The 15,703-nt window shown below is 41.7% G+C and carries 11 protein-coding genes; 6 read left to right on the forward strand and 5 right to left on the reverse strand.

Annotation, left to right across the window (positions count from 1 at the left end):
• The 3 genes from LV85_RS07670 to gltX all read right to left on the reverse strand — a co-directional run.
• Positions 1–1,697 (reverse strand): glycine-rich domain-containing protein (locus tag LV85_RS07670; RefSeq protein ID WP_146260445.1); only part of this gene is annotated, 1,697 nt, incomplete at its 3' end.
• A gap of 612 nt (positions 1,698–2,309) precedes the next feature.
• Positions 2,310–2,513 (reverse strand): hypothetical protein, encoded by a 204-nt coding sequence (locus tag LV85_RS07675; RefSeq protein ID WP_092899224.1) that lies wholly within the window; start codon positions 2,511–2,513, stop codon positions 2,310–2,312.
• 11 nt (positions 2,514–2,524) lie between these two features.
• Positions 2,525–4,063: a glutamate--tRNA ligase gene (gene gltX / locus LV85_RS07680; RefSeq protein ID WP_111317927.1), complete on the reverse strand. Its 1,539-nt coding sequence runs from the start codon at positions 4,061–4,063 to the stop codon at positions 2,525–2,527.
• A gap of 285 nt (positions 4,064–4,348) precedes the next feature.
• Between gltX and LV85_RS07685 the strand changes: the two genes are divergently transcribed.
• The 4 genes from LV85_RS07685 to LV85_RS07700 all read left to right on the forward strand — a co-directional run bounded on the left by LV85_RS07685 (position 4,349) and on the right by LV85_RS07700 (position 11,126).
• Complete coding sequence (locus LV85_RS07685; RefSeq protein ID WP_146260446.1) at positions 4,349–4,897, forward strand: hypothetical protein; 549 nt, start codon at positions 4,349–4,351, stop codon at positions 4,895–4,897.
• A 149-nt stretch (positions 4,898–5,046) separates the two neighbouring features.
• Positions 5,047–8,400, forward strand: coding sequence for a transcription-repair coupling factor (mfd, locus tag LV85_RS07690; RefSeq protein ID WP_111317932.1), 3,354 nt, complete (start codon positions 5,047–5,049; stop codon positions 8,398–8,400).
• Positions 8,401–8,577: 177 nt separating this feature from the next.
• Complete coding sequence (gene gldJ / locus LV85_RS07695; RefSeq protein WP_111317935.1) at positions 8,578–9,804, forward strand: gliding motility lipoprotein GldJ; 1,227 nt, start codon at positions 8,578–8,580, stop codon at positions 9,802–9,804.
• Positions 9,805–10,133: 329 nt separating this feature from the next.
• Positions 10,134–11,126: an N-acetylmuramoyl-L-alanine amidase gene (locus LV85_RS07700; RefSeq protein WP_111317938.1), complete on the forward strand. Its 993-nt coding sequence runs from the start codon at positions 10,134–10,136 to the stop codon at positions 11,124–11,126.
• A gap of 109 nt (positions 11,127–11,235) precedes the next feature.
• Here LV85_RS07700 and LV85_RS07705 read toward each other — a convergent pair whose 3' ends face one another.
• Positions 11,236–12,162 carry a transporter gene (locus LV85_RS07705; protein WP_111317941.1) on the reverse strand — a complete coding sequence of 309 codons (927 nt, stop codon included), beginning with the start codon at positions 12,160–12,162 and terminating at the stop codon, positions 11,236–11,238.
• 438 nt (positions 12,163–12,600) lie between these two features.
• Here LV85_RS07705 and LV85_RS07710 point away from each other — a divergent pair, with 438 nt between their 5' ends.
• A complete protein-coding gene (locus tag LV85_RS07710) occupies positions 12,601–13,161 on the forward strand; it encodes a type 1 glutamine amidotransferase domain-containing protein (RefSeq protein ID WP_111317944.1) in 561 nt (186 codons plus the stop codon).
• Positions 13,162–13,412: 251 nt separating this feature from the next.
• Here the strand turns inward: LV85_RS07710 and LV85_RS07715 are convergent, their stop codons facing one another.
• Positions 13,413–13,622 carry an undecaprenyl-diphosphate phosphatase gene (locus tag LV85_RS07715; RefSeq protein WP_111317947.1) on the reverse strand — a complete coding sequence of 70 codons (210 nt, stop codon included), beginning with the start codon at positions 13,620–13,622 and terminating at the stop codon, positions 13,413–13,415.
• A 170-nt stretch (positions 13,623–13,792) separates the two neighbouring features.
• Here LV85_RS07715 and LV85_RS07720 point away from each other — a divergent pair, with 170 nt between their 5' ends.
• Positions 13,793–15,676: a DUF4139 domain-containing protein gene (locus LV85_RS07720; protein WP_111317950.1), complete on the forward strand. Its 1,884-nt coding sequence runs from the start codon at positions 13,793–13,795 to the stop codon at positions 15,674–15,676.
• The last annotated feature ends 27 nt before the right edge of the window (positions 15,677–15,703 follow it).

The following is a 15,703-nucleotide window of genomic DNA, read 5'->3' on the forward strand; positions in this document are numbered from 1 at the left end:
CCCGTACCAACGGATGTGGCTCCAATAGTGGAGTTGGAGGTGTTGGAGAACCACTCATAGGCAATGCTTCCCGTACCAGTTGCCACCACCGATAAATCAGTAGGAGTTTCGTTTTGGCAATAAACACTACCTATAGGATGGGTATCAATTGTAGTTTCTGGTGTCACCTCTATTTCCACAATATCTGATGTGATGGATCCACAAGTTGCACTGGCAGCAACAGCAAAATAGTAGGTTGTTTCTGCAGTAGTAGTAGGAGGGGTAAATGTAGTGCCTGTTCCCACAGAGGTAGCTCCAGTAGTTGAATTTGAGCTGTTAGAGAACCATTCGATATCAATTATTCCTGTGCCAGTAGCCGCCACTACCAGGTCTGTTGGGGCTTCGTTTTGGCAATAGGCATCACCAATAGGTTGTGTGGTAATCGTAGTCAAAGGGGTTACAGTATGTACTCCAGAAACAAGTGAAGTAGCAACTGGCCCACAATCTCCGGTTACTTCTACATAGTAGTATAAATCTCCAGTAGTTGTTGCGGGAGGAGTGAAAGTAGGTGAGTCAGTGCCTATAGTAGTACCGCCAGTAGTATTGGCAGATGTATTACTATACCATTGATAGGACAATGTGCCAGTTCCAGATGCAGTTACAGACAGAGCTGGGAAACTTCCTCCTTCACAAACTATTGGAGGTGCCGTGGTACTAAGGTTGGTTTCTATTCTTGTGACAGGATCAACAGTGACAGTCGAACTAGCTGGGCTTTCGCCATCACAACTTACTCCATAAGCAGTTACAGTGTAATTCACTGTGACTGCTTTGGGGCCAGGTGTTAGCCATCGGACAGTAACGGTATGATCACTGATACTAATCCCACCAGCTTCTATGGAAAAGTCGATGCCTGCTGTCCCTGGCAGGGACCAGTCATAGTTGCTTATTGCTGCATCTGACTGAGTGGTATAAACTACATCTTCCACATCTTCACAGACATTGACGGTTGGCGAAACAGAAAAAGTAGGAGTTGGTCTAAAGGTGATTTGAACTCGACCATTAGCGCCATTTCCTCCTTCTAAATCACTGCACCCCCATCCTATACAATCTCTTATCGCACCTCCGCCACCTCCTCCCGGAGCATTACCAGGATCGCCGTTGTCGTTTGTACCAGTTCCGCCATTTCCTCCATCTCCAACTCCTACGGTATGACTTCCCCCTGTAGATCCAGAGCCAGCAACACCATTTTCACCCAAATTTCCAGATGAACCACCTCCACCTCCCCTAGAAGTATTACCGGATGCTCCTGCACCTCCTGGTTTTGTTTCCTGGTTTCCTATTGCACCAGAAGTAGTTGCGCCAGTTCCTGCTGTGTTCGAATTGTTGTTAGTACCTATGCCTCCATTGGCTAAAACATGGTCAGTTGCACCTAAATAAAACCTAGAAATACCTCCATTAATGGATCCGACAGCACCTCCAGCCCCCACAGTATAACTATAGGTTTCTCCAGGTGTAACGGATATAATTGATCTAGAATAGCCACCACCACCTCCTCCTCCACTACCGCCATTATTAGTTCTAGAGCCTCCTCTTCCACCAGCGCCCCAGGTTTCGACTGTGATTTCTGTAACTCCTGCAGGTACAATAAATGTATGAACTCCTGCTGTGTTTTCAGTAATCACACACTGCCCCTTCACCTCTCCAAGAGAAAAAATCAATATGCCCAAGCTCAATATCAAAGTTCCACCCAAACAATGTTGAGATACCTTTCTAAAAATGTCTTTTAGCTTCTTTGTAAACCTAGAAATCATAGGCAGGGAAAGTAATAGCGTGTGAAATTGTGTTTTTACGCTAGACTCGTCAGAAGAGTATTAGAACTGAGGAGCTTAAGGATAATTGAGTCAAAATAAAATAGATCCTTAAAATAAATAAAATTACTGATAATACTAGGTTTTTTGAAATTGAAATACAATTTCATGCAGATCAAACAGTTTTGGCATTTTGAATTCCGATAATTTGGCTATTCGAAGTTTGCAACTTCGAATGACTACCGAAGGATTTGTAATCAAAAAATCCGAATTGGGTATTGCTACTAGAACTAGAGGATACTAGTAAGATCTAGAATCCGGAGGTCTGAAAAATCATCTCTTATAATTTGGTTTCAGAGAGATGCTGAAGGATGAAGTTTTTTACGGATTGCAAATCCTATATATGACCTCACTATTACATCCCGATAATTATTGGGATGCGAGGTGCGATGGAGCAATAAACCCTCGCGAATGCTTTTCGATAATTATCTAGATGCTTTCACGAGGGCTCTATACCTTTTTTTAAGACTTCTTCTCCTTTTCGTCTGATTTCAAATCATCTCTATCCTTTAGCTTCTTGTCTTCTACATTCTTATTGAGAAACTCGTTGATTTTATCAATAGAAAAGGAAGAGGATATCTCACCAAAGGAATTAATGTCCATTTTGAAGCCATTCAAGTCTTCATGAACCTTAGGGTCTTCGTTTTTCTTTTTCTTCTTTGTCATAGCTTATATTTTTAGCCGATTACTTCTAAAGTAGCTAACGCAAATCTGATTCGCTTGGCCACTTCCTCTGTCCCCAAAATAGCAAAAATCTCCATCAAATCCGGTCCTGCACCAACTCCAGTTACGGCAAGTCGCACAGCCTGCATCACTTTTCCTAATTTGATTTCTTTAGCTTCAGCAGTTTCTCCCAGCATAGCTTTTGCCTTTTCGGCATCAAATTCGCCAGTATACCCTTCCAAGGTTTCGGCATAAGCGGTCAATACAGTGACTGCATCGGCGTTCCATCTTTTGCCTGCTATAGCCTCATCAAAGGTGCTAGGAGCTTCGACCATAAATTTACTTCCTTTCCATAGTTCGGCAGGGAAGGTTACACGATCCTTTGTCAAGGATACGATCGCCTCTGCAGTTTCAGGAAGTATGGTGATACCTTCAGCAGCAGCATCAGCAATCACATAAGGCGCCAATTCTGCATTTGACTTTGCTCTCAAATATTGCTCGTTGAACCATTTGGCTTTTGCAATGTCAAACTTGGTTCCTGACTTGCCAATTCTTTCTACCGAGAAGGCGTCGATCAGTTCATCCAAAGTGAAGATTTCTCGCTCATCCCCAGGATTCCAGCCTAGGAAAGCTAAGAAATTCAAGAATGCATCTGAAAAATATCCTTGCTCACGGAAACCTGCCGCAGTTTCACCGGTCACTTTGTTTTCCCAGTTGATAGGAAAAACAGGAAAGCCTAATTTGTCTCCGTCACGCTTGGAAAGTTTTCCATTGCCATCAGGTTTCAATAGCAAAGGCAAGTGCGCAAACTGAGGCATGCTGTCTTCCCAACCAAAAAACTTGTATAGCAAAACGTGTAATGGAGCAGAAGGAAGCCACTCTTCGCCTCGGATGACATGAGTGATTCTCATCTGATGATCATCCACAATATTTGCCAGATGATAAGTAGGCATGCCGTCAGATTTCATCAGCACCTTATCATCCAAAGTAGCGGACTGAACCATCACCCAACCACGAATCATGTCATTTAGACGAACTTCCTCTTTGCGCGGGATTTTCACTCGAATCACATAAGGATCGCCAGAGGCCAATCTTTCCTTCACTTCTGCTTCTGGAAGTGTCAGAGAGTTTTTCATCTGGGTTCTGCTGATGCTGTTGTACTGCGGCTGCACTACTCGCGCAGCTTCCAAGCGTTCCCGCATAGCTTCCAATTCTTCAGAAGTATCAAACGCGTAATAGGCATGTCCAGCTTCTACTAAGTCAAGAGCGTACTGCATGTAAGATTGCTTGCGTTCAGATTGTCGGTAAGGGCCGGTGTCACCTGGATTCCATGGGCTTTCGTCTGGAGATATTCCCAGCCAGGCCAAAGATTCCTTAATATATTCCTCTGCTCCAGGCACAAAACGGTTTTGGTCAGTGTCCTCTATTCTTAGTAGAAACTTGCCGCCCATTTTCCGGGCAAAAAGGTAATTATATAGTGCGGTTCTCACCCCGCCGATATGCAATGGGCCTGTAGGTGATGGAGCGAATCTTACGCGAACTTCTTTACTCATGGTTTTCTATGTCAATACGCTCGCCAGTAAATTGAGAGCATGTTTTGGTTTTTGTGATCAGGGGGCAAAGATAAGGAAATGTTTGTGTATGAAGGGAAGTGATAGATGATCCAGGGATGAAGAAAATCGGAGAGGAAACTTTTAGCTTAAAAGTTGTGAATAACTTTCGGCTTATTCAGTGAAAACAGCATATTACAATAGTAGAATTAATTAGTCTGCCATTTATTATGTACCCTTTTCCCATTTCTAGTGATGATCTAGGGGGGGTAAAAGTAAGTTAATTAGATGTCAAATAGTTTAGCAATATGTACAGTGATTTTCTTGCTTATTTCAGCCTCATTTTCCACTGTAGAGAAAGAGAAGATTTACGTTATCATCGACGACTGCCAAAAGTGGGAAAATCCTAGAACAATCTCTGGGCAGTACTTTTCTATCGCTTCGAACAAAGTGTGCTGTGTTCCCCCATTTAATACTTACAAGGGCAAGGATTCTTTGGCATCAGTTCATCTCTTTAATGTAGATCTAGATTTGAATCCTCCTGACCTTTTGAAAATCACATTCTCTGAACTGTTGGATTATGGCGCTAAATTTTCATCGGAAATGAGCTTTGAAGAATGGGATTCAATTAATTCAGACGAGATTGATTTATACATTTTGCTTACTGATGATTTTTGCTCAAGAAAGCGTTTTAACTATAATGAAGTCTTCACTGTTTATAAAACGAATCTTGTAACCAAAAGCTATTATACCTATCAAGATATTCCCCCAGAAGGTGATTACAAGCGTTTTTTTCCGATAGATAGCACTCGAGAAAGTAGGGATTTGTACAATTGACTGACTGTCTTTTCTGAAGCAAGACATTCATTCTGAACTCTTACAGCTTCCAAATGTTTATTAGCAGGGAAAAGCTGCATGATATCAAAGATCAGAATTCATAAAGCACTAACTTTGACCCACCAAACTTCTATTAAAATCACAAGCTATTGGATCGTCAGGACTTTCTTTCCATTTACCAATCAGACCCTATTTTTCAAACGATCGCACATGAGATTTCAAGTGGCGAGAAGCTTAGCCTGCAAATAAGGGGTTTGTCCGGAAGTTTGGATATGGTGCTATTTGCGGCACTTTACCAGACAAAAGGCGGGATTCACCTGATTGTAGCGCAGGACAAAGAGGAAGCAGCATACCTCAATTCTGATCTTCAGAATTTGCTGAATACTGAGGAGCACATGATCTTTCCTTCCAGTTTCAAGCGGGCATATCAGTATGAGGAAGTGGACAATGCAAATGTCCTCATGCGCTCTGAGATCCTCAACCTTGTCCTAGAGGAAAAAGGAAAATCACGCATTATCATTACCTATCCAGAGGCTTTGTATGAGCGAGTGATCAACAAACGCTCACTTTCAGAAAATACGTTTATAGCCAAAGTAGGTGAGCAGGTAGATATGGAGTTCGTGTCAGAAATCCTGGCGAGCTACGATTTTGAGCGTACGGAGTTTGTGTACGAACCAGGGCAATTTGCCATTCGAGGTGGAATTCTGGATGTATTCTCATTTTCTAATGAGCATCCATATCGCTTGGAGCTTTTCGGTAAAGAGATTGAAAGCATACGGACTTTTGATCCAGAATCGCAGCTTTCTATTGCTAGCGTGAATCAGATTTCTTTGATACCCAATGTACAAACTAAGCTTCTTCAAGAAGTTCGTCAGTCATTTTTGGGCTTTTTACCTGAGGAGACGGTCTTATGGATCAAAGACTATCAGTTGACGCTGGATGTGATGGACGAATGTTTTCACAAGGCTTCTCTGGCTTTTGATAAAATCATTGATCAGACCAACAATACTAAAACTGTGCTCGGCCCTAGTGATTTATTTGACAAGGGTTCTGATTTTGCCACTAGCTCAACGAATTTCTCCAGGGTAGAATTTGGCAAGCAGTTTTATCTCAAAAATGCCAAGCAAAGCACTTGGGAATCTCAGCCTCAGGCTTCTTTCAATAAGAATTTTGACTTGCTCGTCACGCAGCTGGCAGAGAATGAAAAGAAAGGATACGTCAATATACTAACAGCCGAAAATGCTAAGCAAATAGATAGACTGCTAGGTATTTTCAAGGAATTGGATCCGACATTGCAGGTGCAAAGTATGTTACTCGGCCTGCGGGAAGGTTTTGAAGACAGACAGTCTAAGATTGCATGCTTCACAGATCATCAGCTTTTTGAGCGATTTCATCGATATAAGACCCGTGATAAGGCGAGCAAATCCAAAGCCCTTACTATAAAGGAGTTGAAAGCACTTCATCCCGGTGATTACATCGTCCATGTAGATTATGGCGTTGGCCGTTTTGCAGGTTTGGAAAAAGTGGATGTGGCCGGCAAAATGCAGGAAGCTGTCCGCTTAGTGTTTAGAGATGACGATTTACTCTATGTGAATATTCACTCCTTACACAAAATCTCAAAATTCTCTGGACAGGAAGGAGCAGCTCCGTCCATGTCGAAGCTGGGTTCGCCAGACTGGGAAAACAAAAAATCCAGAGCGAAGAAGCAGGTAAAAGATATTGCCAAGGACTTAATCGCGCTCTATGCTAAGCGTAGAGCTGCGCCAGGTTTCGCGTTTAACGCAGATTCGGTGCTACAGATTGAGCTAGAATCTTCCTTTATCTATGAGGATACTCCTGATCAGGCTATTGCGACGCAGGATGTGAAAACCGATATGGAGAAGTCCTATCCAATGGATCGCTTGGTTTGTGGGGATGTGGGCTTTGGGAAAACCGAAGTAGCCATTCGTGCTGCCTTCAAAGCAGTAAATGATCGAAAGCAGGTTGCTGTTCTGGTACCGACTACAATTCTTGCCATGCAGCATTTCCAGACTTTCAATGAGCGCTTGGGTAATTTTCCTGTGAAAATAGAATACATCAATCGCTTTCGCACTGCAAAAGAAATCAAAGAAATCATCGCTCAGGTGAAAACCGGGGAGATTGATATTCTCGTAGGTACCCATAAGATTGTCAATAAGGATATTGTCTTCAAGGATTTGGGATTGTTGGTGATTGATGAGGAGCAGAAGTTTGGCGTGAAAGTAAAGGATCAGCTAAAGAACCTTCGTGTCAACGTGGATGTGCTGACTTTAACTGCCACACCAATTCCTAGAACTTTGCACTTTTCCCTAATGGGAGCAAGGGACTTGTCTATCATTGCTACTCCTCCACCTAATCGACAGCCAGTTACGACCGAAGTTCAGACTTTCCAGGAGGAAGTGATTCGAGATGCTGTGTCATACGAACTGAGAAGAGGGGGGCAGGTTTTCTTTGTCCACAACCGTGTAGGCGAGATTGACTCGATCGCCAATTTGATTATGAAACTCGTTCCCGATGCTCGGGTGGCCGGTGCGCATGGTCAGATGGATGGGAAAAAGCTGGAAAAAATCATGGTGGATTTTATTCATCACGAATACGATGTGCTGGTATCTACCAATATCATCGAGTCAGGACTGGATATTCCGAATGCAAATACGATTATGATCAATCGGGCGCATATGTTTGGTATGAGTGATTTGCATCAGATGCGTGGACGTGTAGGTAGAAGTAATAAGAAAGCCTTTTGCTACTTGCTTACTCAGCCTATGTCTGGATTGACTGCAGAAGCTAGGAAGCGCATGCAGACGCTGGAGGAATTCTCAGATCTGGGTGATGGCTTCAAAGTGGCCATGAAAGATCTCGACATTCGAGGTGCTGGGAACTTGTTGGGAGCGGAGCAAAGTGGCTTTATCACTGATCTGGGTTTCGAGATGTATCATAAGATCCTCGATGAGGCTGTTCAGGAATTGAAGGAAAATGAATTTGCTGCCCTGTTTGAAACAGATTTGGCAGAGAAAGTCAAAGTGCTCGTTCAGGATTGTACGATTGAAACAGATTTGGAATTATTGATTCCAGAGGATTATGTTGGGAATATCTCTGAGAGATTGGGGCTTTATTCCAAACTTGATGCGATCAAAAATGAGGAGGAACTGGGCAAGTTTTCCACTATGCTGATTGATAGATTTGGGCCATTGCCTGATTCTGTGGAAGACCTGATGGAAACTGTTCGTTTGCGTTGGAAAGCTGAGAAGCTTGGGATAGAAAAACTTGTATTGAAAGGCAATCTTATGAAATGTCATTTGCTGCCATCTACACGGGATGATTACTATTCCTCAGATATTTTCCAAAAAATCATGAGATTTGCGCAGATGAATAGCAAACTTTGCAAAATAAAGGAGTACAAAAATCGTTTGATTCTTACATTATCGAATGTATCGACTATTTCCAAGGCGCAGATTAAGCTCAAGGAAATGAATGATGCCTAATTTTGAATTTATTTAGTGGCACAAAAATTGCAGATTTGCCTATCGATTTTGTTGATTTTCTGAGGTTTTGGCGGGTTTTTGCCAAAAGGAATGTAGGGACTTCATCGCAAATCATTGGAAGTGCTTGACTTTGCAATTATATTAGCACACTGAAAAAGACCTAAAACAATTAGAAATATGCGTCTGAGTAACAAATCATGGGGAATGTGGGTAGCAGCTTTGGCAATAGTTGGAAGCTCTATTTTAACCTCTTGTAATAAAAATAGCTCCTACGGCAGAAGAACTGCTCATAAGCCTGGCAAAAAAAGTGCGACTACTGGAGCAGAATTCAATTTTGATGAAAATGATTCTACACAATTTTTTGTAGCCAAAAATGCGGAGCAAATTCCAGGACCAAATTTAAAATTCATCCAAGGTGGCAGAGCAGTGCTAGGTACTCAGGAGGAAGATGTGATGGCTTTCCGAGATAATCAGGAAAGAACAGTTACGCTTGCAAACTTCTATCTGGATGAAACGGAAGTAACGAATAACGATTATCGAGAGTATCTTTTCGATATGAAGAAAAAAGTGAGTGCCGATTCTCTTCTTAAACTTGAGCCTTCTGATAATGTTTGGGCTGGTGGTGAGATGACATTCAATGACATGTACCAATCCTATTATTTCAGATTTCCAGGCTTCAACTTTTACCCTGTAGCTGGAGTATCATGGGTTCAAGCGTCTGGTTACTCTAAATGGAGAACAGAATACGTACAGGAAATCATTAGAAAAGACAGAGGTATCGATTCTACTTTTACCAAAAGTCAATTAGTAGAACGAGGAGTTGCGCTAGCTGATTACAGATTGCCAACAGAGGCAGAATGGGAATATGCTGCTAAAGCGATGATTGGTACTCAATACCTAGACGAGAATCAGGAATTTGGCCGTATCTATCCTTGGGATGGAAGAGGGGTAAGAAATCCTTATAATGTCAAAAGAAAAGGTAAGCAAGGTGATTTCCTTGCCAACTTCAAAAGAGGTAGAGGTGATTATGGTGGAATCGCCGGAAGTCAATCAAATGATGGAGACATCATCCCTGCCAATGTTTACGACTTTGCACCAAATGATTTTGGTCTTTACAATATGGCTGGAAACATGAATGAGTGGGTACAAGATATTTATCGTCCTCTATCCTTTCAAGATATGGATGACCTTAACCCAGTAAGAAATTCTGGTGTAGGTGATGAAGAAGATACTTACCAAACTTCCATGCTTACAGATGAGCTGAGAGTTTACAAAGGAGGTTCTTGGAGAGATGTAGCCTATTGGTTAGCTCCGGGTACAAGAAGATTTATGCAACAGGATTCTGCTACCAACCACATTGGCTTCAGATGTGCAATGATCTCTATCGGAGAAAAAGGAAATTAATACCAAGAGTATATAGTGAAAGCCCCATTGATTTGATTCAATGGGGCTTTTTTGATGATTTTTTTTTACCTGTCAGGCTCGAAGAGCGCCTATTATTTATCCTTATGCACGGAGAGCACCATGTAAATCAGAACTGTGGCTGGTGCAGTTCCAAATAGGATGATTTCAGCAGCAGGCTTTTTAAAAAAAATGAGTCTGAGTAAATATAAATCAATAATAATGGCATCCTATGCCGGTAAAAAAAATAGATCGTGTTCATAATCAAGGGATAATGATTTTTGTTTAACTTATTCTTTCGAATAATTTTTCAACTTTTAAACCTAATTCTTATGGAATCAAAATATGGATTCACCAAAATGAGTATAGCTGAATTTAGCTCATGGATTCAATCTCAGCGTATCGCTAGGACCATTCTTACTGTTCAACAGCATCATACTTGGAGTCCCGATTACACACATTTCAATGGAACCAATCACTTCGAGAGGCAGCGAGCTATGAAAAACCACCATGTTCGGAATAATGGTTGGTCTGATATTGGGCAGCATTTTACCAGCTTTCCTGATGGTACAATTGTGACAGGGAGAAACTTAGAATTACCACCAGCCTGTATTTTCGGCGCCAATCGAGATTCCATTTGTATTGAGCATCTTGGCAATTTTGATGCGAATGAAGATACCATGACCAATGAGCACCGGCTCGCTATCATACAAATGACGGCTGCCTTATGCGATAAATTCCGACTTCCGGTGAATACCTTTAGCATCATTTACCATCACTGGTTTGAATTGAGCACAGGAAAAAGAAATAATGGAACAGGTGGAAATAAATCCTGTCCAGGCACTAATTTCTTTGGTGGAAATAAAGTAGAGGACTGTATGACCAATTTCCTTCCGTTGGTAGAGCAAGCACTTCAAAGTGCTCCCATTCCGCACTTGCCTCCAGGACTCGATAAATATGTAGCCGTCACAGCAAATTCTTTGAATGTACGGATAAGCCCAACTAGTTCTGCTTCCAAAGCCACAGATAGAGACTCGGTTCAATTGGGTGCAATTCTAAGGATATATGAGGAGTCAAATGGCTGGCTGAAAATCTCCAAAAGCCAGTCACACTGGGTTTATGGAAAGTACACTACAGATGTGCAAAGAGCCACCGTCAATGCAAATGTACTGCATGTGAGATCTGGGCCAGGCACACAATATTCAATAGTGGATAAATTGATGAAATCTGAGGAGATTTTTATTTCTACCATCAAAGGAGATTGGGCCAAAATCTCTTTGGAGGAAAAATGGCTGAGCAAAAACTATTTGGATTTCAGGCTGTAGCAGTCAATTGCCTTGAATAGCCTTAATGAAATAGAAAAACCTGTCGTCGGACAGGTTTTTCTATTTAAGATCTGAATGGGGGAATCAGTATGTATTAATAAAGATCAATCTACTTTTTCATATTGGCATAAGTGAATGCCACACTGAATCTAAACATATCCACATTTGCGTCATTGTCGCCAGCGAATACAGTTCCATAGCCTACATAGGCACTTAGATAAGGCAAAACCTGGTAACCAACTGTGGCCCCTCCACCGAGAATATTGATTAAGTTATCATCGTCTACACCATCCACCACTGTTCTACCTCCATATTGATAGGAGAAGTCAAAGCTTGCCCATAGCTTAGGAGTGAAATTATGCGTTAAGTGGTTTTCAATTCTAAACATTGCCTTCTGCGCTGTTACCTCTGCTCGAGCACTTCTAGCAGGGTCATTATTGTCAGTATAAAACTGCATGTATGGATAAGTTTCCAACCAAGTAGCTTTTCCAGGCGTGGTGGATAAGGGGATATTCATAGGTGTACCCACTTCGATAATCCACCTATTTGTACCTAGGTTCAACAGTTTTTCACTATCGTAGGTACCCGAATACCATAACCTAAGATTTCCAGTCATGGTGAAGGTAGGTGTATGTTTTGAAAACTCCTGAATCGTCAAAGCTGGAGAATTAATCAAGCCCAGTTCCATCGCGACAAAGCCATCTGCAAAGCCATTCGCATTTATTGAAGTTACTCCAGGGCTAGCTTCAACGTTACCAGTGGCTGATCCTGGATTAATCATTGCATAAACTCGGGCATAGCGGCCCTTGATCCCAAATGTGTGAAATAAGGTAATGGGGGCTACGTCAATTGTGAACTCAGCTCCGTCGACCAAAATTGTTCCTGATGGTACCAAGTTTTGGGTCAGATGAAGGTATTTAGGATTAATTCCCCATATCCCTGTAGGTGCAAAATTGTGGGATTTTGGACCATCGCCTTGGGCAAAAGTTTTTATACTTAGAAAAAGAATGGTGATTACTAAAAGGCTTCTCTTCATTGATTTGAGTTGTAATAATACGCAAGATAGTCACCGAGGTGAAATAATTACTTATGTGAATACCAGATTGGTGATGAGAATACGCGCTCTTAAATAGTTAAAGGTTTTCTCACAACATTGTGGTCATGTATAAGGACAAACGTTAAAACTCATGACCCACTCCGTGGTCATGCGTTTCATGATCCAATTAATGCCGGATAAATGATCCCAAATGGGGACAAACCTTGAATAGCCATGGGTGCAACTCCTCCCGATTTTGTGATTTGACTTCTCAAATTGAGGAGTTATTACTAGGTCAGAAATATTCGAATGCTGCCTAATATCTGATAAGGAGGGATATTCTTTTTGGAATAGTATTGGTAATTCTTTTATCGCTTCCATACAGAAGCTACTTTCTCTTAATAAGAGGAAGTAATTACCAACTTAACCACAATTATCATGAGTTTATTAAAAGATGCAAGAATAGCAATCCTTGCCACCAATGGGTTCGAGGAATCAGAACTTGTAGAACCAAAACGAGCGCTAGAACGTGAAGGCGCGGAAGTGTTTATTATTTCTCCTGAAAATGATCATATAAAAGGCTGGAAAAATGGAAACTGGAGTGATGAGATCAAGGTAGATGCTAGGGTAGATCAGGTAAGTTCGAAAGATTTTGATTCGTTGATGATACCTGGTGGTGTGATCAATCCTGACCTATTGAGACGGGACATGACCTCGGTAAATTTCGTCAAAAGTTTTTTTGATGATCATAAGCCAGTAGCAGCAATATGCCATGGACCTCAGATGCTAATACAGGCAGAGGTGACTAATGGTCGCACCTTGACTTCATTTGAATCAATAAGAAAAGACCTTGAAAATTCCGGTGCACACTGGATAGATGAAGAAGTTGTTGTTGATCGTGGGTTAGTTACCTCTAGGAGTCCCAAAGACCTTCCTGCATTTAATAAGAAAATGGTAGAAGAATTTCGGGAAGGCAAGCATGCCGGACAAACTGCCTAACAATTAAAAATCCCGATTAATTAAATTTAATCGGGATTTTCATTCCATTTATAGGATGTAATGTTTCTCAGGGGGGGGAAATGGTATCCCCACTAAGCGTAGATTGTATCTACGTTTATATATATTTTTTGGAATTCCTAAGATATGAGTTCAACATCTTCAGTGTTGCCGTATCCCATCATCATTTTGCATATCCACGGGTTGCACCTGCGGGGAACAAATGCTGCAAACAACTTTAGGCAAATAGTGATTCATTGCAGAAATCGCTTGAGATAGATCAGCGCAATGCCGAGAATTGCTCCTAGCTGTATGAAAATCTCGGAGGTTTTGACAAATTCATCCTCGTGGATATTCATGGCGGCAGAAGCCAAAATCATGTGTCCCGTAGATGATACAGGTAAAAATTCGGTCAAGCCCTCGATGATGGCAATGATAATAGTTTGAGTAATCGTGCGGAAAATGGGGAAGTTACTAGATGATTTAAGTGCAAAAAGTTAACAAACCCTGTTGGACTAGGGGAAAATATTTTTTGGGAATCCATGCTCTTTGGATTTCTTAACAGCTAATTTGGTAACACTGTGTTTCATAAAGCGTAAAAAAATCAAATCATAAATTGTTTAACAACTCAGCTATGGAAAAACCATCTTTTACTTTAATCCTATTTCTACTTAGCCTTGTAGCCTTTTCTCAAGAAATAAAAGAAACCCCCTTTAAGTCTGGAATCAAAGAAGTAACCGTTTTCCTCTCTGGTGCGCAGGTTTTCGAAACTGCCCAAGGCCAACTTGCGGCAGGGGAGTCTCTTGTGTTGATCAAGGGGCTTTCGCCATACATAGATGAGAAAAGCATACAGGTGAAAGGCTTGGGGAATTTCACGATTCAGGCTGTGAATAGGAGGATGGACTATCTGACTGAAGTGGAAGTGAGCGAAAAAGTAAAGGCTCTAGAAACTCAAATCGAAACGATCCAAACTAATCAGAATCGAGAAAATCAGCGAATGGAAGTTTTGAAGGAGAAAAATGAGCTGCTCAATGCCAATAAAAAACTTGGCGGGGCAGCAGCAGGTCCTACGGTAGCGGAGCTCAAGCAAGCGATAGAATTTTATGATTCTGAACTGATGAAAATCAAAAATGAGGAATTGGAGATCTCGGAAAATGTGAAAAATGAAAGACAGGAGATCGCTAAACTTAGAAATCAGATCAATGCCATGCGGGAATCTGGTAACAAATCCACTTCTGAAATCCGAATAAGAGTAAAAACGGAGACTGCTGGACCAGCCAGCTTTGAACTGAATTACTTGGTTGCAAATGCCGGTTGGTATCCCAAATATGACGTGCGAGTAAAAAATGTGAGTTCTCCGCTTTCCTTGAATTACAAGGCGGAAGTTTATCAGAATACTGGAGTGAATTGGAAAAATGTGAAGCTTCGATTTTCCAACGGTAATCCAAATCAAAGCGGTCAAATCCCAGAATTGGACAAGTGGGAGCTGAATTATGCACGATTGACCTCCTACACTCCAAAAGCTCAGAGCTTCACTACTGTTTCTGGAAGAGTATTAGATGCAGGGACAGGTGAAGCTCTTCCAGGAACTAGCATTTTGGTGAAGGGAACCACGATAGGGACTGCTACAGATTTTGAAGGGAAATACTCGCTGACACTCCCACCAAATTCCTCTTCATTGATTGCCTCCTTTATTGGTTATGCTCCAAAGGAAGTATTCATCAACTCCCCAGTGCTGAATGTTCGATTGAATCCAGATACCCAAGCACTGAATGAAGTGGTGGAGGTAGGATATGCTTTACAGGGTAAAGTTGCTGGGATCGATATATCCAACAGAGAACGAAGAATGTCTTCACCTACTATGGAATTGGAAGTAGCGAATTCTATCGCTACTACAGTAGTCGAAAACCAAACGACCGTAGAAATCGAAGTTGCCGAGCCATATTCCATTAAATCAAATGGAGAAAAAACTCTTGTAGATCTGAAGGGCTACGATATCCCGGCGATCTACCAGTATTCAGCAGTACCCAAACTCGATAATGATGCATTCCTAATTGCTCAGGTCACTGATTGGAGTCAGTATAGCTTGTTGCAAGGGGAGAGCAACTTGTACTTTGAGGATGGTTTTGTAGGCAAATCCATCTTGGATGCTGCAGCGCTACAGGACACCTTAGAGATATCTATGGGCAGAGATAAAAGCATAGTGATTCAGAGGGAGAAAAAAGGAGAGTTTTCCAAAAAGCGAAGTATCGGTAATAATATCACGGAAACTCGTGGCTATGAAATCACCGTGAGAAATAATAAGTCTCAAGCGATTACGATCAGTCTGTTGGATCAAATTCCAGTGTCGGTGAATTCGGAGATTAGCGTAGAATCCCTAGAATTGTCTGGAGGAAGCCTTGATCCACAGACTGGAAAAGTTACTTGGCAATTGACCATCCCTGCCGGTGGGCAGCAGGTTATTCCACTGCAGTATGAGGTCAAATATCCTAAGAAGGAAAAAGTGCTTTTGGATTAGGACTCGACTTAGGTTATTTGATTTGCT

The sequence above is a fragment of the Algoriphagus chordae genome, assembly GCF_003254055.1.
GTDB lineage: Bacteria > Bacteroidota > Bacteroidia > Cytophagales > Cyclobacteriaceae > Algoriphagus > Algoriphagus chordae.